Genomic DNA, 23099 nt, shown 5'->3' on the forward strand with positions numbered 1-23099 from the left:
TCGTCGGAATTTTGCCTTGTGAACCGCGCAGCAGTTGCGCAGATACTTACGAAGCCAGTAGTGTCAACCCGGCTCAAGCAAGCCGCACAAGCAAAAACATAGAGCGGTCCCCAAGTTGGTGTACAATCGTCCTTCGTGTTTCGCCTCACCCCCCGGCCCCCTCTCCGAAAAAGGAGAGGGGAGCCAGACGATTCAGCCCTGTACACTGACCTGAGAACCGCTCTAATTCCAAACAATCAATCCAATAGCATGGAAAAGCTCACTGGAAAAGTAGCCGTTATTACCGGCGGCACGTCGGGGATGGCCCTGGCCACGGCCAAACTATTTGTCGAAGAAGGCGCCTACGTCTTCATCACGGGCCGCGACCCGAAGAAGCTCGACGCCGCCGTGCGAGCCATCGGCCGCAACGTGACGGGCGTGCTGGGCGACGCGGCCAACCTGGCCGACCTCGACCGCCTCTACGAGACGGTCGGGCGGGAAAAAGTCAAAATCGACGTGCTCTTCACCAGCGCGGGGGCGGCCGGCTTCGGCAAAATCGGGGAGATTAGCGAAGAGCTGTTCGACACCATTTTTGACCTGAACGTGCGCGGCACGCTCTTCACGGTCCAGAAAGCGCTGCCGCTCTTCGCCGCGGGCGGCTCGATTTTGCTCAATGGGTCGGGGGCCTCCATCAAAGGGTATCCGGCTAACAGCGTGTACAGCGCCAGCAAAGCGGCCCTGCGGGCGTTCGTGCGCGGGTGGCTAGTAGATTTGCAGGACCGCCACATCCGGGTCAACCTGCTGAGTCCGGGCGCGATTGACACGCCCATGATGGCCGCTACTGGCCCGGAGTTTAAGGACCAAATCGCCGCCCTGATTCCGCGCGGCGAAATGGGCCGCCCGGAGGAGGTTGCCGCCGCCGCCCTGTTTCTGGCTTCCAGTGATGCCAGCTTCGTGAACGGCATCGAACTCTTTGTGGACGGCGGCATGGGCCAGATTTAGCCCAGTAGCCACGGCCGGTCTTAAAAGCTTGGTCAAATGCGACTTTTGAACTAGCCTTTTAAGACAGGCCATCTCGCCCGCTGACTAATGCTATCGTTATTTACCGCTGATTACTTACGCGGGAGAGCTGCTTCGGCAAGCGGACGTCAGATGAAGCATGACCGCCTTTACTTCAGCAGAACCGCACAGTTCGCGGTTACCTTCCATCAACCAACTGCTCGTTTCCCCCCAACTATTCTCTTCGCTCATGCTCAAGATTGTTTCTCCCCAACTGGAATTCGGCGAGCTGCGGCGCCAGGTGCAGCAATTCGCCCCGGAAATTTTCGACCACGACGGCCGCTACCTCAACCTGCTGGAAGGCCGCTGGCAGGAGCCGGGCCAGCCGCGGCCCTTCACGTCGTCCGTTGATGGCTCCGAGCTGGGCCAGCTGCCCATGCTCGACGCGGCCACGGCACTGCGGGCCGTACTGGCGGCCAAAGCCGAGGCGCCCGCCTGGGCCGCCGTCGACCTGGACGAGCGCCGCGCCAAGGTGCAGGCCTATCTGCACGAGCTGCGCGAGCGCGCCGACCTGATTGCCAAGCTCTTGATGTGGGAAATCGGCAAAACCTACAAAACTGCCTTCAACGACATCGACCGCTGCATTGAAGGTGCCCAGTGGTACGTCGACCACATCGAGGGAATGCTCGGCGAGCGCCAGCCGCTGGGTTTGGTCTCGAACATAGCTTCCTGGAATTACCCGTTCTCGGTGCTGCTGCACGCCGTGCTGGTGCAGGCACTGGCCGGCAACGCCGTGATTGCCAAAACGCCCACTGACGGCGGCTTCATCTCCCTGAGCCTGGCCTTCGCCCTGGCCCGGCGGGCGGGCCTGCCCCTGAGTTTGGTCAGCGGCGCGGGCAGCGAATTGAGCGATTCGCTGGTCAAGCACGACGCCGTCGACTGCCTCAGCTTCGTAGGCGGGCGCTACAGCGGGCGCGCCATCGCCGATGGCTTAGCGCAGAGCCACAAGCGCTATATGTTTGAGATGGAGGGCGTCAACGCCTACGGCCTCTGGGACTACTCGCAGTGGGACACGCTGGCCGAGCAGCTCAAAAAAGGCTTCGAGTACGGCAAGCAGCGCTGCACGGCCTACGTGCGCTGGGTGGTGGAGCGGCGCCTGTTCCCGCAGTTCTTGGAAACCTACACCGAAACCGTGCGCGGCCTGCGCATCGGCAACCCGACCCTCGTGGATAACCCGGATGACCAGCTGCCGGAGCTGGCCTTCGGCCCGCTCATCAATGCCGCCCAGGCGCAGGCCCTGGACGAGCTGCACGCCGACGCGCTTCACACCGGCGCCATCCCCATCTACGAGGGCCGCCTCGACGACGCCCTCTTCCTGCCCGGCCAGGACCGCGCGGCCTACCGGGCGCCGCGGACGCTGGTCGGCCTGCCGCGCCACAGCCAGCTCTACTACAAGGAGCCCTTCGGCCCCATCGACTCCATCGTGCTCGTGGACCGCGTGGAGGAGCTAATCGGCGAGATGAACATCAGCAACGGGGCGCTGGTCGCGGCCGTGGGCAGCGACGACGCGAAATGGGCCGCCCGCACGGCCAAGGAAGTCCGGGCCTTCAAGGTCGGCGTCAACCAGCTGCGCTCGCGCGGCGACCGCGAGGAAGTGTTCGGCGGGCTGGGCGAGAGCTGGAAAGGCGCCTTCGTGGGCGGCAAGTACCTCGTGGAGGCCGTGACCAGCGGCCCGGCCAGCCAGCCCGTGCTCGGCAACTTCCCCGACGCGACGCTGCTGCCGGCCGTTATTTAGAATGGCGTAGGGTGCGGGGCTTGCCCCCGCCCGGCGGTCGTGCCGCTGCCCCTGGTTTTGCGCGAACGCCGGGCGGGGACAAGCCCCGCACCCTACAGCGCAGTATAACCCAAGTTGCGCAGTCCACACCCGAAGCCCCAGCGGGGTCCGACCCGGTAGGGCGGCCCATCGGTAGAAATTTCCCTACCCCCCTCGTCGTTATCAAAGCCCCAGCGGGGTGACCCAAATCGACTGCGCAAAATGCGTAACTGGTTGGGTCGCCCCACTGCCCATCGCCGGCCTCACCGCCTGGGCCGGCCTGATAGAGTACGGGCACCGGCGCCTGGGTCAGACGGTGCTCACCCAGGGCACCGGCGGCGTCTCCATTGCGGCGCTGTAAATCGCCAAGGCCGCCGCCGCGCGTCATTGCCACGACCGGCAGCGCCGATAAGGTAGCCCAGCTCAAAGCCCTGGGCGCCGACTAGGTGATTAACTACCGCACCACGCCCGCCTGGCCCGCCCAGGTCAAAGCCCTGACCGGCGGCGAGGGCGTGGATTTGGCCATCAACACGGTCGGCGGCGACCTCCTTGAGCAGTCGCTGCAAGCTATTCGGCACGGAGGCTTTGTGGGCTTCGTGCCGACCATGACCTGGCCCAGGAGCGCTTCGTGATGGCCGACGGCAGCGGAAAAATGTGGCTGGCCTACCAATAGGAGTACACGCGCCGGCCCGCGTTCGGAAACGCACGCGCCCGTGAAATGAGGGTCCGCCCGCGAATGAGCTAAGTATTCGACAGCACAGCTATTTTCCGTTTTGGCGTGCAGCGACAGGGGTAGGGTGCGCCGGCCGGCATTCCCTACCCCCCTTCCTCTTGCCTGGCCTCGTCCTGAAACCTTCGGGCGGGCGAAAAGTGCTGCGCTTTTTAGCTCGCTGAACCGTGCAGCTGTAGTACGGTTGAGTCATAACAGTTTTTAAGCTGGGGTGCAGAATGTAGAGACGCGACACTTCGCGTCTCCTCGCAGTACGCGGGGCGCAGTAATCAATTAAAAGAGGCCCTAAACTCCAAAGGCGACAAGTTCGTTTTTGTCTTGAACAGCTTGCTGAATGATTGCAAATGTTCAAAACCCAGCTCGTAAGCAATTTCGCTCACGCTTAGGTTAGTGGTCGATAATTTTTCTTTGGCTTTGGCGAGTAGCTTGGTATGAATATGCTGCTGGGTGTTTTGTCCGGTTAATACGCGCAATAAATTGCTTAAATATTTGGGCGAAAGTTGCAGGTATTCGGCAACGTATCGAACGGTTGGTAAGCCTCTTTCTGTCAAATCAGCGCTGTTGAAATACTCATGCAGCAGGGCCTCTAACCGTCCGATTACCTGATGATTGGCTTTTTCCCGCGTGATAAACTGGCGATGATAAAACCGGTCCGCATAACTCAGCAGACTTTCAACGTGTGAGACAATAATTTGCTTACTAAACTGGTCGATAGCGGAGTTATACTCCTGCTCAATAGCCAGAATAATATTCGTGATGGTTGCCTCTTCCTTAGCGGAAAGAAACAAGGCTTCACTGAGCGAATAATCCCAAAAATCGTACTGCCTGATGGTTTTGGCCAGCGGCGTATTCCAGATAAAATCAGGATGGATGTAAATCACCCATCCTGATTTTTCTACCTCTTCGCCTTTGTCGGCAACCGCGATGCTGAACACCTGGTTGGGTGCCATAAAGGACATGATGCCTTCGTTAAAGTCAAATGGATGCTGCCCATATTTGACGTTGACGTTACGCATTCGCTTGACGGAAATGGAATAAAAATCCAAGACCATACTCGTCGCCTCCTCGCCGTCCCGGTGCGGCACGGTGCCCACATCCACGACGCTGAGGAGCGGATGCTGGGGCTTGGGCAACTGCACAAACTCGTGAAACTCGCTTATCGTCTTAAAATGCCTCATGCCGGCTCGTCGTCTTTTCTTACTTCCAGTACCAGCTTGCCCCGCACGTGCCAGGTCTGGCTCTCGCCGTGTGCTTTCGCTACCTGCTCCAACGGAAACACCTGACTCACGAAAACCTTCACTTGGCCCGCGTCAATCAGTTGGGTAATTTCGGTTAGCCAGTCCTGCCGGGGTTGGTTGGCAGCGAGTTCGCCTTTAACCTGTTTCTTAGTCAGGGCCGCCTGCACCGCCTCGTCGAAGGGGAAATCGGTATTGACGCTGACCAGAATTCCGCCTTCCTTTAGGACGGTCACCGCTCTCAAGCGCTCCGCGTTATCGCGCAGCGGCGAGGCTTCCAACACCACATCCAGGTCGTGCACCAGCTCTTCAAACGGCTGGCTCCGGTAATCAATTACCTCGTCGGCCCCCAGCTGCTTGACGTACTCCAGGTTGCCGGCCGAAGCTACTCCAATTACGTAGGCACCTTTGGCTTTGGCAAACTGCACGGCGAAACTCCCTACCCCCCCAGATGCACCCTGAATGAGAATGCGTTGCCCTGGCTGGAGTTGGCCGTGCTCGAAGAGGGCCGTCCAGGCCGTGAGGCCGGCCAGCGGCACCCCCGCCGCTTCGTTGAAGCCGAGGCTCTTCGGCTTAAGGGCAAATTGACTGGCTTTGGCCGCGCAATACTCGGCGTAGCTTCCGTCGCCGGGAAAATTAGGAACCCCGTACACGGCATCGCCTTTCTGAAAGGCGGTTACCTCGCTGCCGGTTTCTTCTACCGCGCCGGCCGCATCCCAGCCCAAGGTCATCGGCAATTGCAAGAGGGGCCTCAGAGCGTCGTTGCTGCCTTCCCGAACTACCCAATCGACCGGGTTTATGCCACTGGCATACACTCTAACTAAAATTTCATCCGGCGCGGGAACGGGACGCGCTACATTTTCTATTTGTAGGACCTCCGGTCCGCCAAATGCGTGAATTCTTACTGCTTTCATAAGGAGCTGTTTTTCTTGTTGTTGACGATGCAAAGGTCGCCGCTTAGTGAGAAGCAGATTTAATCAAAATGCCTTTTGTTTTAGTCGAAATGACGGAATGTATTGAATGATGTAAAAAAGTAGTCTAGAATCAATTGGTTATGATTGCCCTACCCCCCGTACTGCAAGGAGACGCGAGGTGTCGCGTCTCTACCTCAGGTGCCGACTGTATACCAACCTGGGAGACGTTTTGACTTTATTTTAAAAGATATAGGGAAAGCAGGCAGAATCACAGCAAACCGTCATGCAGAGCGCAGCGCAGCATCTCGCGGGCAGCACTAATCAGCTCTCTCAACGATTAAATTACTTCCCCGAGCGAGATGCTTCGCGTTGCTCAGCATGACGGTCTGCTGTGATTTCGCCTGCTTTCCCTACCCCCTCTTAGAAAACCTACCATGTGGATAGTTCGGCTGGCGCTGGCGCGCCCTTACACGTTCATTGTTATGGCGCTGCTCATTCTCGTGGGCGGCGGGCTGACGATTCAGCGCATGGCGGTTGATATTTTCCCCGATATCCCGATTCCGGTCGTGGGCGTGGTGTGGGGCTACGCGGGCATCGCGCCCGAGGAGATGAACCAGCGCATCGTGATTCCCAGCGAGCGGGCCTTCACCACGACGGTCAACAACATCGAGCACATCGAGTCGCAGAGCCTGAAGGGGGTAGGGCTCATTAAGGTATTCTTCCAGCCCGGCGCCAACCCCGACGCGGGCGTGGCCCAGCTCACGGCCATCACCCAGACGCTGCTGCGCGTGCTGCCGCCCGGCATCACGCCGCCGCTCATCATCCGCTACTCGGCCTCGAACGTGCCGATTGCCCAAACCTCGCTCAGCTCCGAGACCCTGGGCGAATCCGACTTGTTCGACGCGGCCAACGCCTTCATCCGGCCGGGGCTGGCCGTGGTGCAGGGTGCCTCGGTGCTCTTGCCCAACGGCGGCAAGCCCAAGCAAATCATGGTCGATTTGGACCCCGACAAGCTGGCGGGCAAGAACCTGAGCGGCAACGACGTGGTGCAGGCCCTGCTGGCCCAGAACGTGATTATTCCCGCCGGCTCGGCCAAAATTGGCGACCGCGAATATGATGTCAAGCTCAACTCCAGCCCCGAGGCCATCGCCACGCTCAACGACCTGCCCATTAAGACCGTGGACGGCACGGCGGTCTACATCCGCGACGTGGCTTTCGTGCACGAGGGCGCGGCCGTGCAAACCAACATCGTGCGCCAGAACGGCCGCCGCACCGCCATTATTCCCATCCTGAAAAGCGGCTCGGCCAGCACGCTCGCCATCATCGATAAAATCAAGGCGGCCCTGCCCAACATCCAGGCCAACGCGCCGCCCGGCCTGGACATCAAGCTCTTGTTCGACCAGTCGTTTTTCGTGCGCGCCAGCATCCAGGGCGTCGTCATCGAGGCCTGCATCGCGGCGGCACTCACTGCGCTCATGATTCTGCTGTTTCTGGGCTCGTGGCGCTCCACGCTCATCATCGCGACCAGCATCCCGCTCTCCATTCTGGTCAGCATTATTATTATGAATATTCTGGGGCAAACCCTCAACATCATGACCCTGGGCGGGCTGAGCCTGGCCGTGGGCATTCTGGTCGATGACGCGACCGTGGAAATCGAGAACATTCACCGCAACATGGGCATGAAAAAGCTGCTCAAGCGCAGCATTCTCGATGGCGCCCAGCAGATTGCCACGCCCGCGCTGGTCGCCACGCTGGCCATTTGCATCGTGTTCGTGCCGGTGTTTTTCCTGGGCGGCGTGGCCTCGGCCATTTTCGCGCCGCTGGCCACGGCCGTGATTTTCGCCATGCTCGCGTCCTACATCCTGAGTCGGACGCTGGTGCCGACGCTGGTTATGTTTCTGCTGCGCAAAGAGCTGCCCATCTACCACGCCCAGGAGGAAGCCGAAGTGCCCAGCGCCCGCGTCCGCAACGGCCAGCCCGTGAGCCAGGCCGAGTGCGACCTCGAACACATTCGGCGTCAGCAGTTTGAGAAGGCGCACCCCAGCGGCTCGGCCGAGGAAGAGGCGGAAAACGAGATTACCGACGCGGAGCGGCAGTCGGCCGAGGCTATCACCAAAACCTGGGTCTGGCGCCTGCACGTAGCTTTCGAGCACCGATTTGAGCGGTTCCGGGCCGGCTACGGCCGGGCGCTGGACTGGGCCCTGACCAACCGGCCGAAGGTGATTGCGGCCTTCGTGGTCTTGTTCGTGGGCTCGCTGGGGCTGTTTCCGCTCATCGGTCAGAACTTCTTCCCGACCGTGGACGCCGGGCAGCTGCGCCTGCACGTGCGCGTGCCGACCGGGACCCGCCTGGAAGAAACGGAAGTCCGCTTCCGGCAGGTCGAGGACGTGATTCGCCGCGTGATACCGGCTGAGGAGCTGGATTTGGTGCTCGACAACATCGGCCTGCCCGTGATTCCCATCAACCTGCTGCTGAGCGACAACCCGACCATTGGGGCCGGCGACGGCGAGATTCTGGTCAGCATGAAGGAGGAGCACGGTCCCACGGGCGACTACATCAATGAAATCCGCCGCCAGATTCATAAGCAATATCCCGACCTGACCATCTTCTTCCAGCCCGCCGACATCGTCAACCAGACCTTGAACTTCGGCCTGCCGGCCCCGATTGATATTCAGGTTATTGGCCGCGACAAGGCCGCCAACCAGCGCATCGCGGGCGAGCTGCGCGAAAAAATCAACAAGGTGCCGGGCGTGGTCGATGCGTTTGTATATCAAGCGTTTGACCAGCCGCAGCTGCGCCTGGATATTGACCGGGTGCGGGCCCAGCAGGCCGGGCTTTCGCAACGCGACATCGCCAACAACGTGCTGGTCAGCCTCTCGTCCAGCACCCAGACCAATCCCAACCAGTGGCTGAACCCCACGACGGGCGTGAACTACACCGTGGCCGTGCAAACGCCGCCCCGCGTCCTGTCCACGCTCGACGAAATCGGCAACATCGGCGTCACCAGCGCCACTCAGGGCCAGGCCCAATTGCTCAACAGCTTCGCCACGGTGCGCCGCACCGAGACCACGGCCGTAGCCTCGGACTACAATATTCAGCGCACCGTGGACCTCTACGCCAGCGTGTCGGGCCGCGACCTCGGCGGGGTAGCCAAGGACGTGCGCCAAATCCTGGCCGACGCCGAGAAGAAGCTGCCCAAAGGCACCACGCTGGCGTTGCGCGGACAGGCCGACTCGATGCGCACGTCCTTCACCGGGCTGGGGCTGGGGCTGGCCGGCGCCATCGTGCTGGTGTACCTGCTCATGGTCGTCAACTTCCAGAGCTGGATTGACCCGCTCATCATCATTACGGCCCTGCCGGGCGCGCTGGCCGGCATCCTCTGGATGCTATTTGTGACCCAAACCACGCTCTCGGTGCCGGCGCTGATGGGCGCCATCATGTGCATCGGCGTGGCGACGGCCAACAGCATTTTGCTCGTCACCTTCGCCAACGAGCGGCGCGAGGAAGAGCCCGACCTTTCGCCCCGCGACGCGGCCCTGGACGCCGGCTTCACCCGCCTGCGGCCGGTGCTGATGACGGCGCTGGCCATGATTATCGGCCTGCTGCCCATGTCGTTGGGCATGGGCGAAGGCGGAGAGCAAAACGCCCCACTGGGCCGCGCCGTTATTGGCGGACTGCTGCTGGCGACGGTGACAACCTTGTTCTTCGTGCCGATTATGTTTTCGTACCTGAAAAAGCCGGCTGCTGTGCAAGCGGCTAAAGCTTAGGCTAACCGAGGTAGAGACGCAATAGTTGGAGTCTCCTCGCAGGGCGGGGGGTAGGGTAATCAAATTAATCAAGATTACTACGCCCCTCGCCCTGCGAGGAGACTCCAACTATTGCGGCTCTACCCCCGTCCGGCGCCCCTGCCGCCTTAGAGGGGGGTAGGGATTTTGTTAAAAATTGGTTTTCTAATGCCTGGTTCTAATTCATCAAGCCGCTTCTGGCTGCTCATTCTCGGCGCGGTCGTCGTCTTCGCCGGCCTGTTTCTGCTCGGCTACCTGCCGCGGCACAAGCAGGAAAAAGCCCGCGACGCCGAGGCCAGCCAACTGGCCGCCGCCGTGCCCGCCGTGACCGTGGTGCCCGCTCAGGCGGCGCCCGACACGACCACGCTTGTTTTGCCCGCCGACACCCGCTCGAACCGCGAGACCTTCGTTTTTGCTCGCGCCAACGGCTTCGTCCGCTCGTGGTCGGCCGACATCGGCCAGCGCGTGCGGGCCGGCCAGGTGCTAGCCGAAATCACAACTCCCGAATTAGACCAGCAGATTGCCGCCTCGCGCGCCAACCTTGGCCTGGCCCGCACCAGCTACCAGCGGCTGGCGACCGTGCCGCTGGCCGGCGCCATTTCCAAGCAGGAGCTGGACGCGGCCCAGGCTCAGTACACGGCCCAGCGGGCCGGCGTAGAGCAGCTGCTGGCCCAGCAGAACTTCCGCCGCGTCACGGCCCCGTTCAGCGGCATTGTCACGCAGCGCAACGTGGAAGTGGGCAGCTTGGTCAACAGCAGCAACGCGGCCGGCACGCAGCTGTTCAAGCTGGAGCAAACCGATAAGCTGCGCGCCTTCGTGCAGGTGCCCCAGAACTTTGCGCCGGCCATTAAAAACGGCTTGCGGGCCGATTTTCTGGTGCCCGAGTTTCCGGGCCGGGCCTTCGCGGGCCGCGTGGTGCGCGACGCGGGCGCCCTGGACCCCGGCACGCGCACGCTGCTCACCGAAGTGCTGGTGCCCAACGGCCGCGGCGAGCTGCGGCCCGGCTCCTACGCCCAGGTCCGGTTCCACGTGCCGCGCACCGGGCCGGGCGTCATCATTCCGGCCAACGCACTGGTGCCGGGCGGCACCGACACCCGCGTGGCAACCGTACAGAACGGCAAGATTCACTACCAGCCCATCACCACGGGCCGCGACTTCGGCTCGCAGCTGGAAGTCGCGCAGGGCCTGAAAGGCGGCGAGCTGCTGGTGCTGAACCCGGCCGAAACCCTGACCGAAGGCCAGACCGTGCAAACCAAGGCCTTCCACGCCCCGCCCAAACCCGCCGGCCCGCCGCCCCCCAAGCCCCGCCCCAACGACCCCGACGCGCCCCGCGTGTCGTCGCCGCTGAAGTAAAGTGGGCTGGTTAGGAATCCATTAGAACGTCATGCTGAGCTTGTCGAAGCATCTCGCTCGGGGAAGTAATCAAGCCGAAAGAAGGTCATGCAGAACGCAGCGAAGTGAAGCATCTTGCTGGGGGAAATAATTCAATCATTGTTCTTTCACTTGGATTAGTCAGTGAGCGAGATGTCTCGCGTTGCTCGACATGACCGCCTCTTAATTTGATTACTGCCGCTTGATTACTGCCGCACGCGAGATGCTTCGACAAGCTCAGCATGACAATCTGCTGGCCTTTCCCAAATTCCCAAAGCCCTACCCCCCTCCGCCTGGCCAGCCCCGCGCCCCACTGCCATGAGCTTCCGCCTCTCGCTTCTTTCGTTCATCCTGCCGCTGCTGCTGAGCGCCTGCGCCACGGCTCCGCGCTACCAGCCGCCGGCCGTGAGCACGCCCGCGGCCTGGCAGCAGGCCGTGCCCGCCGATACGGCCGGCTCCCGCGTTCCGGCGGTACGGGAGACGCGGGCGGCAGTTTCTACCCCCTCGTTTGGCGGCCCTACCCCCTCGGCCCAACCCAACGCCGCCCGGATGGCTGCGGCCGATTCGGGGGCGGCGCGCGGCCTCAAGCCCCAGCTGCTGGCCCCGCCGCCCCCGGAAACGCCGTGGTGGACGGTCTTCAACGACCCCGTGCTAGCCCAGCTCGAAGAGCAGGTCCTTAACCAGAACTTCAGCGCCCAGGCGGCCCTGGCCCGCGTCGACCAGGCGCGGGCGCGCCTGCAAGTGGCGGACTCGTACCGTAGTCCGGACGTCACGCTCAACCCCGGCGCCTACCGCACCCAACTCTCGGCTCTGCGGCCGGTGCCCTTCGACGTGCCGGCCCGCCCCGTGGTGCAAACCCAGTATTTCCTACCCCTCAATGTGAGCTACGAAGTGGACGTGTGGGGCCGTATCCGGCGCACCGTGCTGGCCGCGCGCGCCGACGCCGAGGCGGCGTCGGCCGATGTGCAGGCCGTGCGCCTCTCGCTGACGGCCGACGCGGCCACGTACTATTTCAACCTGCGCGGCCTTGACGCCGAGCTGGCCGTCCTCGACAGCGCCCGGCTCGTGCGCGTGCAGAACGTGCAGCTCACCAGGGCCCGGTTTGAGGCCGGCGTGGACAACGAGATTGGCTGGCGCCGGGCCGAAACCGAGCTGGCCAACGTGGAAGGCAGCCTGCTGGAGCTACGCCGACAGCGGGCCGGGCAGGCCGCCGCCCTGGCGACGGTCGTGGGCCAGCCGGCCAGCTCCTTCGCGCTGCCTGCGCTGCCCGACCCCGCGCTGTCGGCGGCCCCGGCCGTGCCGCTGGCGCTACCCACCGCCCTGCTGGGGCGCCGGCCCGACCTGCGCCGCGCCGAGCGCCAGCTTGCCGCCGCCGACGCCCGCGCCGAAGCCGCCCATCTGACCCGGCGCCCGGCCGTGCAGCTCAATGGCTTCATCGGCCCACAAAGCGCCACGCTCGCCAAGCTGGCGCAGATTTCCAATGGCTACACTTACTACCTGGGCGGCGGCGTCGCCATCCCGCTCTTCAACGGCGGCCGCCTGCGGGCCAACGAGCAGCTGGCTCAGGCTCAGTACCGCGAGCTGGAAGCCCAGTACCGGGGCGCGGCCCTCACCGCGTTCGAGGACGTGGAAACCGCCCTGGCCAACCTGCGCCTGAGCGCGGCCCAACTCGCGGCCCAGCAGCGAGCCCTGCGCGCCGCCCGCCGCGCCGGCCGCCTCACCGAGGTGCGCTACCGCAGCGGCCTGACCAACTACTTCGAGGTCGTGGACGCCGACCGCCAAACCCTGGACGCCGCCCGCCTGCTCGCCCAAACCCAGGCCGCCCAGCTGCGCTACGCCGTGCTGCTGGTGCGGGCGCTGGGCGGCAGCTGGCAGTAAACTGGCCGCTCGCGGGGTGAGGGCTGCGGCGGAGCTGCCGTTCTGGTCAGTCTCAATAGGGATTAAGTTGTTCGGCCGCCATTAGCCATAAGACTTATTTCTAAACACTTTCTTCTCGTTTGGCGTGATGCCAGTTCCAGATGCCGACGGCGAGGACTAAGAGCCGGTCGTTGAAGGCGGCGACTTTGGTGGGGCAAGTTTGGGCCCGCAGCCTCGGCGTCTGGCCCCGCTGAGGGCGCGCTCGACTTTGACGCGGCGGTGGGCGTGGGTGCGGTTGGCGGCGCGTTGCGCCCCGGTCAGGGCCGCGTCGGGGCTCTTTTTGCTGCGCCGGGGCTGGTGGTGGGGCCGGCTTCTTTGCCCAGTGAAAACGAAAGACACGTCTAACGTCCGCTAGCGCATCCTCGATACCGCCGCCCGGCTCTTCTACCAGCAGGGCTACCCGCTCACGGGCATCAACCAGCTTATTGCCGCGGCGGGCGTCGCCAAGGCCAGCCTCTACCAGCACTTCCGCACCAAGGATGATATTCTCCACGCCTACCTTCAGCCGGTGAGCCAGCAGTAGTTCCGGCAGATTGATGAGGCAGTTGCCCCCGGCACCACTCCGAAGGCGAAAGTGCTGACCGTGTTTGACATGCTGAATGATTTCCTCGTTGCCGTGGACTTTCGCGGCTGTAACTTTCAGAACGCCCTGATGCAGCTGCCGCCGGAAGAGCAGGAAGTCCGGGCCTTCATCCAGAACCACAAAAACCGGATGGGCCGCGTGTTTGCTGGCCTGCTCAGCAATGAGCCGCTGGCCGAGAAAATCACCTTGCTTTTTGAAGGGGCTTTGATAAGTAGTCAGATGCTAGGCAGCCCTACCCCCGTTGCCACTGCCCGGCGCCTGGCCGGGCGCCTGCTATGAGCTTATTTTGACAAGGGGCTTAGGAAGCAAAAGCTAGAGAACGAAGTGTAACTCTCTGTTGTGGGGCCAGTTAAACACAATTATAAATGCAGCAAACTCTCGGAGGTCAAATTTCGCTACTTGCTGCCCCTGTTTGCCTTGGATTTGACGGCCTCGGATGCGGCGCGGCTGACGGGCTTGAGCGTGCGTTCGCTCAACGGCGTCTACCTGCATCTGCGTCGTCGCCTGCCCCAGCGCTGCCCCGCGCCGGTCGAGTTGGGTGGCGCGCTCGAGCTGGACGAATTGTACTTCGGCCCGCGCCGGGTGCGCGGCAAAAGGGGCCGGGAGGCCGGGAGCAAAACTATCGTCTTCGGCTTGGTCAAGCGCGGGGGCCAGGTGTACATCGAGATGGTGCCGGATTGGTCGAAAAAAAGTAGCCTGCCCCAGTTTGCTGACGTGCCCAAGCATACCTTTCTGCTGCCTTTGAAAGAGTGCGAGTTTCGGTTCACTCATCGCTACCAAAACCTCTACAAAGTCTTGCTTAAAGAACTTCGTCAGACAGCCCCTAAAAGCTGGTACTGCTTCCTAAGCCCCGTACAAAATCAGGCAGCTCTTAGTCGGAGTACCTTGTTTAAAAGGCCGAATATGCTTTGCTCAGCGGCCCACCTGAGCAGCTGGCTACCACGCCGGTTACGCGCCTGCTCCCGGCCGGGCTCTCCTCTGCTCTCTTTACTTGAACCTGCCCGGCGAGTACAACTTCTCCGACCGGCTCCTGTCAGCCGACGCCCCTTCGATACAGACCTGATTGCCGCCTGCCCAGCCAGCGCAGGCTGAGTCGGCGGTTTTCCTCTATTCGTTTAGCAACACCCAGGGTTCCTGGGTGAACAACCGTTGGGCGGGCAGCACGTGCTGCCAGTCGCGGATGATTTGCTGATAGGCTGTGCCCACGGGCCGGATGTGGCGGTCCAGGTCGTAGAGGCCCAGCGGATTTACTACCCCCTTGTTTTCGCGCAAGGCCGAGTCCCAGTCCACCTGGTCGGTGAGTGAGTACCAGGTGAAGCCCACGATGGGCACGCCGTCGTAGCGGGTGCGCAGCAGGTTAGCCCACTGCTTCCAAAGCCACTGCACGGCCTCGTCGCCCTGGGGGCCCTGGGCGAAGTTGGTTTCGGTATGCATCACGGGCAGGTAGTAGCGCTCGTGGTACTGCTTGGTGATGAGGTAGTAGCCGTACACCTCGCCCGATGGTCGGACGCTGCCGTCGGCGGCCACGCGGTGCTCGTTGGTGTTGTAGTAGTCGTTGCCCATCACGCACCGCTCTTTAACCTTGTTCTGCAGAAAGAAGTGGTATTCCTCGCGGGTCATTCCATTATCCAGCAGGTACTCGTACATGCCCGAGTCCACGCGGTGGCCGTAATTCAAATCCAGCGAGAGAAATCGTTTGTAATTCATGATTTCGGCCAACTTAGCGGCCTGAATGTTCTCGGCGTGGTGGTACTCGCTGCTTTCGCTCTGGATGAAGATGGCGTCGGCCCGCACTTTTAAGATGGCGTGCATGGCCAGCACGTTGGCCTTCACCAGGTACTTGAGGGCCGTGACGAAGGCCCGGTCGCCGGTCAGCTGCTCGTTCCACCAGCCCAGCAGGGCCGAGAACTTGGCACAGACGTAGATTTCGTTGACCGGCGTGTAGAATTGCACCCAGGGAAAGCGCTCGGCAAAGGCGCGGGCATAATCGGCGAACAAGGCCGGAAACTCGGGATTCTGGAAGTTGCCCAGCCAGTCGGGCACGCCGAAGTGGCACAAATCCACGATGGGCGCGATGCCGCGCCGGCGCAGGTCGGCAAACGTCTCGTCGGCGAAGCGCCAGTCGTACTTCCCTACCCCCAGCCAGGTGGTGTGAATGGGCGGGCCGTAGCGCAGAAACTGGATGCCCAGTTCCTGCACGCAGTCAAAGTCGCGGCGCCAGTGCTGGTAGTGGCCGCACTTGTCCAGCTCGTCCACCCGCACCCGGCCGTTGGCGATAGTCGGATTGCTGTTTTCAATTCCGGTGGCAAATAAAAAGGGGAGAGCCATACGCAAAAGGTTCGGGCTAAAAATGGGGAGATAAGCTTTGCTGCGCCTCCTGCCGGCTCACGAACCCGATGGTTCCTGACCCGGCCTCAGCATAAATGCGGGGCTGGTAGCTAAACAAAGTAGTGCCAAACACGGGCCTTCGTCGCTGATTTGTCGAAAACCGTGAGCAATAAAAAACCCGCCTTTTAGGCCGCTGCGGGCAAGAGCGTGGCATCGGCGTAGTTACCGAGCACGGGCTGATTGGCCTCGCCCTGCGTCACGGCCTCGACCAGCAGCTTGCCCCCGACGAAGGCGCCCTTCCAACTCTCGCCCAGGCCGCCGAACACTTCGTCCCGGTCGCCGCGCGAGCGCAACTGGTTGATGCCCATCTTGAAGGCCCGCACTTCCTTGGCCGTGCGCCGGGCCCACTGTTCGTCGTCCGAAGCCAGGGCTCCTACCAGAGCGCCGTTGCTGATGTTCATTTCGCCCACTAATTCCTCGGTCCGGTCCACCAGCACGATGCTGTCGATGGGGCCGAAGGGTTCCTTGAAGTATAGCTCGCTCTGCCGGGGCAGCCCAACCAGCGCGCGCGGCGTCCGATAGGCCGACCGGTCCTGGCCGGGCAGGAACAGGCGCTCGTCGAGCCGGCCCTCGTAAACGGGCGTGGCCCCGGTTTTGAGCGCGTCGGCGTAGAGGCGGTCCAGGTCTTCGGCCTGCGCGCGGTTGATGACGGGCCCAAAGGCCAGGGTGGGCAGCGGGTCGGCGGCCTCATCGACCAGGGTAGGATTGCCGATTTTCAGGCTGCGGATGGCCGCGGTGTAGGTTTCCAGAAATTGCGGAAACAGCTTCCGCTCGACGACAAAGCGCACGTAGGCCGTGCAGCGCTGCTTGCCATAGTCGTAGCCTTTTTGCAGCTGGTCGGCCAGCTGGTCCCACTGCGAGTAGTTCCAGATGCCGTAGGTGTTCACGCCCTCCATTTCCAGCAGGTAGCGCTTATGCTCCTGGCTCAGCGCGTCGGCGATGTTGCGGCCATTGTAGCGCCCGCCCACGAAGCTGAGGCAGTCCACGGCGTCATTCTTGACTAGCACGTCGCTCAACTCGGCTCCCGAGCCGCTGACCAGCGTGACGGGCAGGCCGCAGCGCCGGGCCAGGGCAAAGGCCAGGCTCAGGGAGATGAAGCCGCCGTCAGTGGGCGTTTTGGCAATCACGGCGTTGCCGCACAGCGCCTGCACCAGCACGGCGTGCAGCAGCACCGACATGGGGTAGTTCCAGGAGGCAATGTTGCTCACCAGGCCCAGCGGCGTGCGCTTCCCCAGCATTTCCTCGATATTATCGACGTACCACTGCACGCCCTCGATAGCGCGGTCAATGTCGGTAAAGCCGGCTTTATAGGTTTTGCCGATTTCCCACATCAGCAGCTTGCCAATCAGGTCGGCGTGCTCGCGCAGTTGGTGCAGGCAGTCCTGCACCTTGGTCCGGCGCTCGTCCAGGTCGGTGGCGGCCCAGGCAGCGGCTTCCTGTTTGGCGGCGCGCACAGCGCGCAACGCTGTGTCATGGTCGAGCATCGGTAGGCTGCCCAGCAGCGTACCGTCGATGGACGAGTGAAACGGCCGGGGCTGCCCCGGTTCCTGCCAGCGGCCTTCCAGCAGGTTCAGAAACGCCCCGGCCGGGGTGAAGACTTCGGGCGCCGCCTGCTTGGTCTGCTGGAGCAGTAAGCTGAATTCGATTTGCGGAGAAATAATTTTGGGCATGAGGGAGGAGGTTGAATATCGGCATTCGGGCGCTTCGACGGCACCGCTGAATGGCGGCAGGTGGATGGTGGGAAACAGGCGGAGCGTGAAACGGCTGGTGGGGTGCACCGGCAAATTGCTCCCGGCTGGTAGTAGCCGGCTAGGGGCATAGGATGCGGGCGAAGCGGGCCCGCAGCGAAACTGCGCGTGTAGGCGGATAGCCCTGACGAATACTTCTTTTCCTGCCGCTGATGACCGGACCGCTAGGCGACGGCGCTAAGGCCAGCGACGCAGTGGTGGTCCGTGTAGGCAGGTAGGCTGGGCGAGGGCTGCTGGCAGCGGTGGACTGTTGGGGTCAGCTAAAAGTTTAGTACGAAACTCAATTGGCGACCTCAAATAGGTCCTCAACGCACCTTTTGCGTTTTGCGAACGCACGTTTACAGCCTGTAAAAGGCATCTGAACACCCCTGTTAAGCAGTGCTAGCTATCAGAGATGCTTCTCGTTTGAGTTTCGCACCAAACCTCTAGCCGGCCCCCTATTTGGTTGAGTATAAGACGGTTTCTTACAAGTTGGAAAGGAGTCTCAGCCCGTTCAAAGCAAGGCAGGATTCCTTCCGACCAGGCAGCCCACCGGCGCCACTCCCTACCCCCCTCCAACCAGACAAAGCCCTGTCGGGGCGACCCAAGCCGTAGCGCTTATTGCGCAAGCAGCTTGAGGCGCCGCGCTGAGGCTTTGTCTGGTTGGAGGGGGGTAGGGAATGGCGCCGAAAAGCCGTCCGGCTGCGGCGCGCGCTGCGTCCGGCAGCGGGCTAATCAAACAGGAAAGCGGTCATGCTTGCCTTTGGTTTGCATGACCGCTCTGCTTACTACTTACGAAGCCGACATTACCAGGAAATGGGGGACGAAGCTATAAGGTATAAGATTCATTTACACTTCCTCCTCGTGTCAATAAGGGCCTGAATTTTCCTGCCCTTGGCCATGCGGACGAGGGTGAAGGCGCTGGCTCCGCAATATTGGCTCTTGCCATCTATAAAAAACTCGTAGGGAGTCCAGACGGTGGCTAGGTTGAGGTGGTCCAGTTAGGCGAGACAGTCTAGGGCAGTCTTTTTAAGTTGTTGTGGATAAAAGGTTTGCGGGGTTTGATAAGCGAGCGCCGAGTGGCGGCGCTCGTGATTGTAGTAGTCAAAATAAGTGGCCACGCTGTGCTGGGCATCGGTCAAATCGCGGAAGACGGGCCAGTCGCGTTGTGCGAGTTCTTCGGTTTTGAGGCGCGACCACAGACTTTCGGCCTGGGCATTGTCGAGGCACTCGCCGCGTCGGCTCTGCGAGCGCACGGCCCCATGCTGGTGGAGCAGGGTCCGGTAAGCGTTGCCGCAGTACTGCCCGCCCCGGTCGGAGTGGACCAGTAGGCCCGCCGCGGGTTGACGGGCCAGCAGGGCGCGACGTAAGGCACTAGTCACCAACTCTTCAGGCATGGTAGCTAGCACTTGCCAGCCGACTACTTGGCGGGTGTGGGCATCCTGAAAAGCGCACAGATAGGTCCACTGTCCCGAGGCGAGCGGCAAGTAAGTGATATCGCTGATCCGGACCTGGTTGGCTGGCGCAGGCGCGGGCTGGTCGAGCAGGCGATTAGGCGCGCACCGCAAGCCATGCGTGGAGTCGGTCGTGCGCGGCGTAAACGCCCGCGGCTGCACCGCCCGCAGCCCCCAGCGACGCAGTTCGGCCCGTAAGCGCTGGCGGCCGACGCGGTAGCCCTGGGCTTGTAGCTCCGCCCGTAGGCAGCGGGTGCCATAGCGCTGCTTATGGCGGGTAAAGGTCTGAATCAGCGCTAGTTTCCATCCGCCTGCTCCCAGGGGCTTGGCCTGGCTCACCGCCCGTGCCCCCCAGGCGTAGTAGCGAGCAGGTGTGACGCCCAGCACCCGGCGAAGCAACTGCACTGGATAAGTAAGGGATAAGTAAGGCGCTGCTGGTCAATGAACTGATAGCGGCTCACGAGGTCGGCGGGGTGCTGAAGATGGCGATGGCTTTTTTTAAAATCTTTAACTCCTGCGCCAAGCGCTTGTTGGCCGCTCGCCACTGGCGCACCTCGGCGGCTTCGGCGGGGTCAGCGGGCAGCGTTGGTAGCGCCTCTTGCTGCCACTTATAGAGCAGTTTGGGATTGAGCGCGGGCGGCTTAGGTCGAGCGGCTTTCGCTCGCTACGCGCAGGGCTTCGGCTCTGAAGGCCGCATCGTATTTACGGCGTTTATCGGACTTTTCCATTGGGAAGAAAAGTACTGCCCAATTCTGTCTCGCTCAGCTAGACCACCTCACTCAGCTGCAAGGCTATTCCACCTTGCGCTGCCGCGACGATTAGCTAATCATATTTCCCAAACAGCCCGAACTTGTGGCCAGCATATAAGCGGGCGAACTTCGTCGTATTTTGCCGCTTGGCCCCCATATGCATAGCAAACGGAACGGCTGACTTACCTCGGCAAGCAATGGCTGCCTGAGTTTGTTTGAACCAGAAGCCCTGTTCTCGGGGGCTGCGAAACCTTGCTCGTGTTGTGGCTACTTGTGACCTACTTGATGTTTGGAGTAATGCCCGATAAAACCAAACCTGCCATGCGCGGCCGGCCCACTGCATACGACGAGAAGACCGTTTTGGAAAAGGCGCAGCAAGTATTCTGGCGCAAAGGCTATACGGCGACCTCGCTGGAAGAACTGCTGACAGCTATGGGCATGGGCAGCGGCAGTTTTTACCATGCTTTTAAGGGAGGAAAAAGGGAGGTGTTTCGAAAAGCGCTGCAACAGCGCCGGGAGGCGTTTAATCAGTTTGAAAAGGAACTTAGCCAAAGCGAAGCTCCGCTTGGTCTTATCAAGAACTTTTTCCGCAGCATGGCCACCGCGGAGCGGGTGGCGCATTTGCAGGGGTGTATCGTGGTAAACACGGTAGTAGAGATGGCCTTTCTGGATAAAGAATTGGAAGAGGAGGCGATAACCATTCTAAAAGAAGTGGAGCAACTCTTCGTTCGGGTGATGGAGCAGGCCCAACGAAAAGGCTCGTTGCAAAACCAGACCGACCCCGCTATTTTGGGCCGTTACCTGCTCACGCTCTGGAACGGGCTGAATGTTACGCGGCGCATGTATCCCGATAATGAAGAACTCCGCAAACAGATTGAGATGCAGCTGGAAATCATCAGCTGAATTTCTTGTAGCTATTTTTGTAATGAACAACACAGAAATAGAAACAGCCACCATTCCTTCCCCAGCCCGGATTACCGGGCCGCCTTATGGACTTGCAATTAAACTCCAAGACTGCCTTCATCAGTGGTTCAACTCAGGGCATCGGCTTTGCCATTGCCCGCCTGTTACTGTTAGAAGGAGCAACGGTTATCATCAATGGCAGAACTGCGGAAAGAGTAGCCGATGCCGTTAATCGGTTAACACAAGAAATGCCCGAAGCCAAGGTTTCGGGCATTGCCGCGGACTTTGCCCACGTCGCCCAGGTGCAGGCCTTAGTGGACGCCCTGCCGGAAATTGATATTCTAGTCAACAATGTTGGCCTGTTTGAACTCAAGGAATTCGCCGATATTCAAGACGAAGACTGGTACCGCTTATTCGAGGTGAACGTGCTGAGCGGCATTCGGCTGGCTCGGGTTTTATTGCCTAAAATGCTGGCCCGAAACTGGGGGCGGGTGCTTTTCATCAGCAGTGAATCTGCCGTGCACATTCCCGCCAACATGATTCATTACGGGATGACGAAGACCGCGATGCTCTCCATCAGCCGCGGCCTGGCGGAACTCACAAAAAATACCGGGGTAACAGTCAACAGCATTTTGGGCGGGCCTACCTATTCAGAAGGGGTAGCAGATGCCGTGCAACACCTGGCCGGTGCTCAAAACCGGCCCGTAGAAGAAGTGAAATCGAACTTAATGCAGGCCCTAAACCCTACGTCCTTGTTACAGCGCTTTCTTGAACCGGCGGAGCTGGCGAGCCTCGTAGCCTATTTGGCCAGCCCGTTGTCCCTTGCCACCAACGGAGCTGCCCTACGGGCCGATGGCGGCATTCTCACGACGATTCTTTAACTGGCTGTAGCTACGCTATTCGGGCAGGCACATGATGTAAACCCAACTGGGCATGCAAAGGGAATACAAGAAGCCCCAGGCTACTGGAATCAGCCTGACTGCCGTCTTGGGCCACTACATCTTCCCTCAAACCGTCAAAATGCCACTCAGCCACCTGGGATAAAGCCTGCAAGTGAATTCGTTCTTCACCGCTGCGAGAGGGCGGCTTGGCGTGAGCCCCGGCTGGTGACTTGGCGAAGCTAGGGTAAAAGAAGGGGGGTAGGGAATACATTTTCCCTAAGTGAATCGGTTTTCCCGTCTTGCCAGGCGGGCGCTGCTGTCGGAACCTTGCAGAAAAAAACCGATGAACTACCAACTATTTGGCACCAAAACGGGGCTATGGGTGAGTGAGCTGGCGCTGGGCACCGGCATGTTTGGCACGGCGTTCGGCTACGGCGCCGAACCCGACGCCGTGCAGGACATGCTACGCGGCTACGCCGAGGCCGGCGGCAACTTTATCGACACCTCCGAAACCTATCAATGGGGCGAAGCCGAGCGGCAGCTCAAGGACTTTCTTTCCCCCCAACGCAGTGATTTTGTCCTGGCCTCCAAGTACACCGCCGGCGTGGGAGCCGCGCCCGCGCTGGGCCGCCTGGGCAACCACCGCAAAGCCATGACGCAGGCCGTGGAAGCGAGCCTAAAGCGCCTGGGCACCGACTACCTGGACGTGTACATGGCGCACCTGCCCGACGGCGTGACGCCCGTCGAAGAAATCGTGCGCGGCTTTGACGACCTGGTGCGGGCCGGTAAAATTATTTACGGCGGCCTCTCCAACTTCCCGGCCTGGCGCGTGGCCACGGCCGCCACCCGCGCCGATTTGCGCGGCTGGGCCCCGCTGGCGGGCATTCAAGTCGAATACAATTTGGTGCAGCGCACGGCCGAGCGCGAACTGCTGCCCATGGCCGAGGGCCTGGGCCTGGGCGTGATGGCGTATTCCCCGCTTGGAGCCGGGGTGCTCTCCGGCAAGTACCGGCGCGGCGAAACGGGCCGGGCCACCGCGTTCACGGGCGTGCCCCCTACCCCCTCTCCCCAAACCAATGCCGTGCTGGATATTCTCCTGGCTGTGGCAGACGAGCTGACCGCTACGCCCAGCCAGGTGGCCACGGCGTGGGTGAAAGCCCAGGGAGTTATTCCCATCATTGGCCCGCGCACCCGCGCCCAGCTCGACGACTACCTGCTGGCGGCCGCCCTGCGGCTGAGTGCCGACCAGCTCCAGCGCCTGACTGACGCCTCGGCCGTACCGGCCGGCTACCCGCACGAGCTGCTGGCTACCCAGCAGGGCACCCTCACGGGCAACCGCGCTGACCAGGTTAGCTGGCCGGCCCGTTCGGTCGCTTAATCACTGAATCAGGAAACGGCGCCAGCCAGGGTCACTTCCTTACGCCGAGCCCCTCCTTACCGGCCCGCAGCCGCGGGCCGGTAAGGAGGGGCTCTTTTTATTCCAGCCACGCCTTGAATGCCCCGGCCTTGTCGCGGCTGACGAGAACTTCCTGCGGCAGCGGCGGGCTCAATTCGAGCTTGAGCTTGCCGTTGAAGTACGGGTGCAAGCGGTGCACGGCGCGTACGTGGGTGAGCAGTTGGCGGCTGGCCCGGAAAAACTGGCGCGGGTCGAGCAGGTTTTCCAATTGCTCC

At 61.6% G+C, this 23099-nt stretch carries 18 protein-coding genes and 1 pseudogene; 13 read left to right on the forward strand and 6 right to left on the reverse strand.

The window, feature by feature from the left end; translation table 11 throughout:
• Positions 1 to 249 precede the first annotated feature (249 nt).
• From ACFE70_RS09950 to ACFE70_RS09965, 4 genes are all read left to right on the forward strand, one after another.
• The gene (locus ACFE70_RS09950; RefSeq protein ID WP_375417586.1) at positions 250 to 981 is read left to right on the forward strand and encodes an SDR family NAD(P)-dependent oxidoreductase; all 732 of its coding nucleotides are present in this window, start codon (positions 250 to 252) and stop codon (positions 979 to 981) included.
• Between the two features lie 247 nt (positions 982 to 1228).
• Positions 1229 to 2773: an aldehyde dehydrogenase family protein gene (locus ACFE70_RS09955; protein WP_375417587.1), complete on the forward strand. Its 1545-nt coding sequence runs from the start codon at positions 1229 to 1231 to the stop codon at positions 2771 to 2773.
• A 217-nt stretch (positions 2774 to 2990) separates the two neighbouring features.
• Complete coding sequence (locus tag ACFE70_RS09960) at positions 2991 to 3152, forward strand: hypothetical protein (protein ID WP_375417588.1); 162 nt, start codon at positions 2991 to 2993, stop codon at positions 3150 to 3152.
• 85 nt (positions 3153 to 3237) lie between these two features.
• On the forward strand, positions 3238 to 3423 hold the full coding sequence (locus ACFE70_RS09965; protein WP_375417589.1) for a zinc-binding dehydrogenase: 186 nt from the start codon (positions 3238 to 3240) through the stop codon (positions 3421 to 3423).
• 367 nt (positions 3424 to 3790) lie between these two features.
• Here the strand turns inward: ACFE70_RS09965 and ACFE70_RS09970 are convergent, their stop codons facing one another.
• Together ACFE70_RS09970 and ACFE70_RS09975 are read right to left on the reverse strand one after the other, a co-directional pair.
• On the reverse strand, positions 3791 to 4699 hold the full coding sequence (locus ACFE70_RS09970) for a helix-turn-helix domain-containing protein (protein ID WP_375417590.1): 909 nt from the start codon (positions 4697 to 4699) through the stop codon (positions 3791 to 3793).
• Positions 4696 to 5670 (reverse strand): NADP-dependent oxidoreductase, encoded by a 975-nt coding sequence (locus ACFE70_RS09975; RefSeq protein ID WP_375417591.1) that lies wholly within the window; start codon positions 5668 to 5670, stop codon positions 4696 to 4698. Before ACFE70_RS09975 ends, ACFE70_RS09970 begins: the two co-directional genes overlap by 4 nt.
• Positions 5671 to 6104: 434 nt before the next feature.
• Between ACFE70_RS09975 and ACFE70_RS09980 the strand changes: the two genes are divergently transcribed.
• The 6 genes and pseudogenes from ACFE70_RS09980 to ACFE70_RS10005 all read left to right on the forward strand — a co-directional run.
• On the forward strand, positions 6105 to 9437 hold the full coding sequence (locus ACFE70_RS09980; protein WP_375417592.1) for an efflux RND transporter permease subunit: 3333 nt from the start codon (positions 6105 to 6107) through the stop codon (positions 9435 to 9437).
• A 186-nt stretch (positions 9438 to 9623) separates the two neighbouring features.
• Positions 9624 to 10808, forward strand: coding sequence for an efflux RND transporter periplasmic adaptor subunit (locus tag ACFE70_RS09985; protein WP_375417593.1), 1185 nt, complete (start codon positions 9624 to 9626; stop codon positions 10806 to 10808).
• Between the two features lie 336 nt (positions 10809 to 11144).
• Positions 11145 to 12704 (forward strand): efflux transporter outer membrane subunit, encoded by a 1560-nt coding sequence (locus tag ACFE70_RS09990; RefSeq protein WP_375417594.1) that lies wholly within the window; start codon positions 11145 to 11147, stop codon positions 12702 to 12704.
• A gap of 397 nt (positions 12705 to 13101) precedes the next feature.
• Positions 13102 to 13266 (forward strand): helix-turn-helix domain-containing protein, encoded by a 165-nt coding sequence (locus ACFE70_RS09995; RefSeq protein ID WP_375417605.1) that lies wholly within the window; start codon positions 13102 to 13104, stop codon positions 13264 to 13266.
• A gap of 51 nt (positions 13267 to 13317) precedes the next feature.
• Positions 13318 to 13605 (forward strand): hypothetical protein, encoded by a 288-nt coding sequence (locus tag ACFE70_RS10000; protein WP_375417595.1) that lies wholly within the window; start codon positions 13318 to 13320, stop codon positions 13603 to 13605.
• Positions 13606 to 13665: 60 nt separating this feature from the next.
• Positions 13666 to 14139: pseudogene (locus tag ACFE70_RS10005) on the forward strand (transposase); the annotation flags it as partial.
• A gap of 294 nt (positions 14140 to 14433) precedes the next feature.
• Here the strand turns inward: ACFE70_RS10005 and ACFE70_RS10010 are convergent.
• From ACFE70_RS10010 to ACFE70_RS10020, 3 genes are all read right to left on the reverse strand, one after another.
• On the reverse strand, positions 14434 to 15654 hold the full coding sequence (locus ACFE70_RS10010) for a family 1 glycosylhydrolase (RefSeq protein WP_375417596.1): 1221 nt from the start codon (positions 15652 to 15654) through the stop codon (positions 14434 to 14436).
• A gap of 185 nt (positions 15655 to 15839) precedes the next feature.
• Positions 15840 to 17384 (reverse strand): aldehyde dehydrogenase family protein, encoded by a 1545-nt coding sequence (locus ACFE70_RS10015; protein WP_375417597.1) that lies wholly within the window; start codon positions 17382 to 17384, stop codon positions 15840 to 15842.
• A 1058-nt stretch (positions 17385 to 18442) separates the two neighbouring features.
• On the reverse strand, positions 18443 to 19300 hold the full coding sequence (locus ACFE70_RS10020; RefSeq protein ID WP_375417598.1) for an IS3 family transposase: 858 nt from the start codon (positions 19298 to 19300) through the stop codon (positions 18443 to 18445).
• Between the two features lie 641 nt (positions 19301 to 19941).
• On the opposite strand from ACFE70_RS10020, the gene ACFE70_RS10025 reads away from it, so the two are divergent.
• From ACFE70_RS10025 to ACFE70_RS10035, 3 genes are all read left to right on the forward strand, one after another.
• Positions 19942 to 20547, forward strand: coding sequence for a TetR/AcrR family transcriptional regulator (locus ACFE70_RS10025; RefSeq protein WP_375417599.1), 606 nt, complete (start codon positions 19942 to 19944; stop codon positions 20545 to 20547).
• 86 nt (positions 20548 to 20633) lie between these two features.
• On the forward strand, positions 20634 to 21428 hold the full coding sequence (locus ACFE70_RS10030) for an SDR family NAD(P)-dependent oxidoreductase (RefSeq protein ID WP_375417600.1): 795 nt from the start codon (positions 20634 to 20636) through the stop codon (positions 21426 to 21428).
• Positions 21429 to 21771: 343 nt separating this feature from the next.
• The gene (locus ACFE70_RS10035) at positions 21772 to 22806 is read left to right on the forward strand and encodes an aldo/keto reductase (RefSeq protein WP_375417601.1); all 1035 of its coding nucleotides are present in this window, start codon (positions 21772 to 21774) and stop codon (positions 22804 to 22806) included.
• A 97-nt stretch (positions 22807 to 22903) separates the two neighbouring features.
• Here ACFE70_RS10035 and ACFE70_RS10040 read toward each other — a convergent pair.
• On the reverse strand, positions 22904 to 23099 hold a 196-nt coding region (locus ACFE70_RS10040), incomplete at its 5' end, for a LytTR family transcriptional regulator DNA-binding domain-containing protein (protein WP_375417602.1).

The sequence above is a fragment of the uncultured Hymenobacter sp. genome, assembly GCF_964243305.1.
Lineage (GTDB): Bacteria > Bacteroidota > Bacteroidia > Cytophagales > Hymenobacteraceae > Hymenobacter.

Coding starts and splice junctions, on each gene's coding strand:
- ACFE70_RS09950 (WP_375417586.1), top strand. CDS start 250: ATGGAAAAGCTCACTGGAAAAGTAGCCGTTATTACCGGCGGCACGTCG.
- ACFE70_RS09955 (WP_375417587.1), top strand. CDS start 1,229: ATGCTCAAGATTGTTTCTCCCCAACTGGAATTCGGCGAGCTGCGGCGC.
- ACFE70_RS09970 (WP_375417590.1), bottom strand. CDS start 4,699: ATGAGGCATTTTAAGACGATAAGCGAGTTTCACGAGTTTGTGCAGTTG.
- ACFE70_RS09975 (WP_375417591.1), bottom strand. CDS start 5,670: ATGAAAGCAGTAAGAATTCACGCATTTGGCGGACCGGAGGTCCTACAA.
- ACFE70_RS09980 (WP_375417592.1), top strand. CDS start 6,105: ATGTGGATAGTTCGGCTGGCGCTGGCGCGCCCTTACACGTTCATTGTT.
- ACFE70_RS09985 (WP_375417593.1), top strand. CDS start 9,624: ATGCCTGGTTCTAATTCATCAAGCCGCTTCTGGCTGCTCATTCTCGGC.
- ACFE70_RS09990 (WP_375417594.1), top strand. CDS start 11,145: ATGAGCTTCCGCCTCTCGCTTCTTTCGTTCATCCTGCCGCTGCTGCTG.
- ACFE70_RS10010 (WP_375417596.1), bottom strand. CDS start 15,654: ATGGCTCTCCCCTTTTTATTTGCCACCGGAATTGAAAACAGCAATCCG.
- ACFE70_RS10015 (WP_375417597.1), bottom strand. CDS start 17,384: ATGCCCAAAATTATTTCTCCGCAAATCGAATTCAGCTTACTGCTCCAG.
- ACFE70_RS10025 (WP_375417599.1), top strand. CDS start 19,942: ATGCCCGATAAAACCAAACCTGCCATGCGCGGCCGGCCCACTGCATAC.
- ACFE70_RS10030 (WP_375417600.1), top strand. CDS start 20,634: ATGGACTTGCAATTAAACTCCAAGACTGCCTTCATCAGTGGTTCAACT.
- ACFE70_RS10035 (WP_375417601.1), top strand. CDS start 21,772: ATGAACTACCAACTATTTGGCACCAAAACGGGGCTATGGGTGAGTGAG.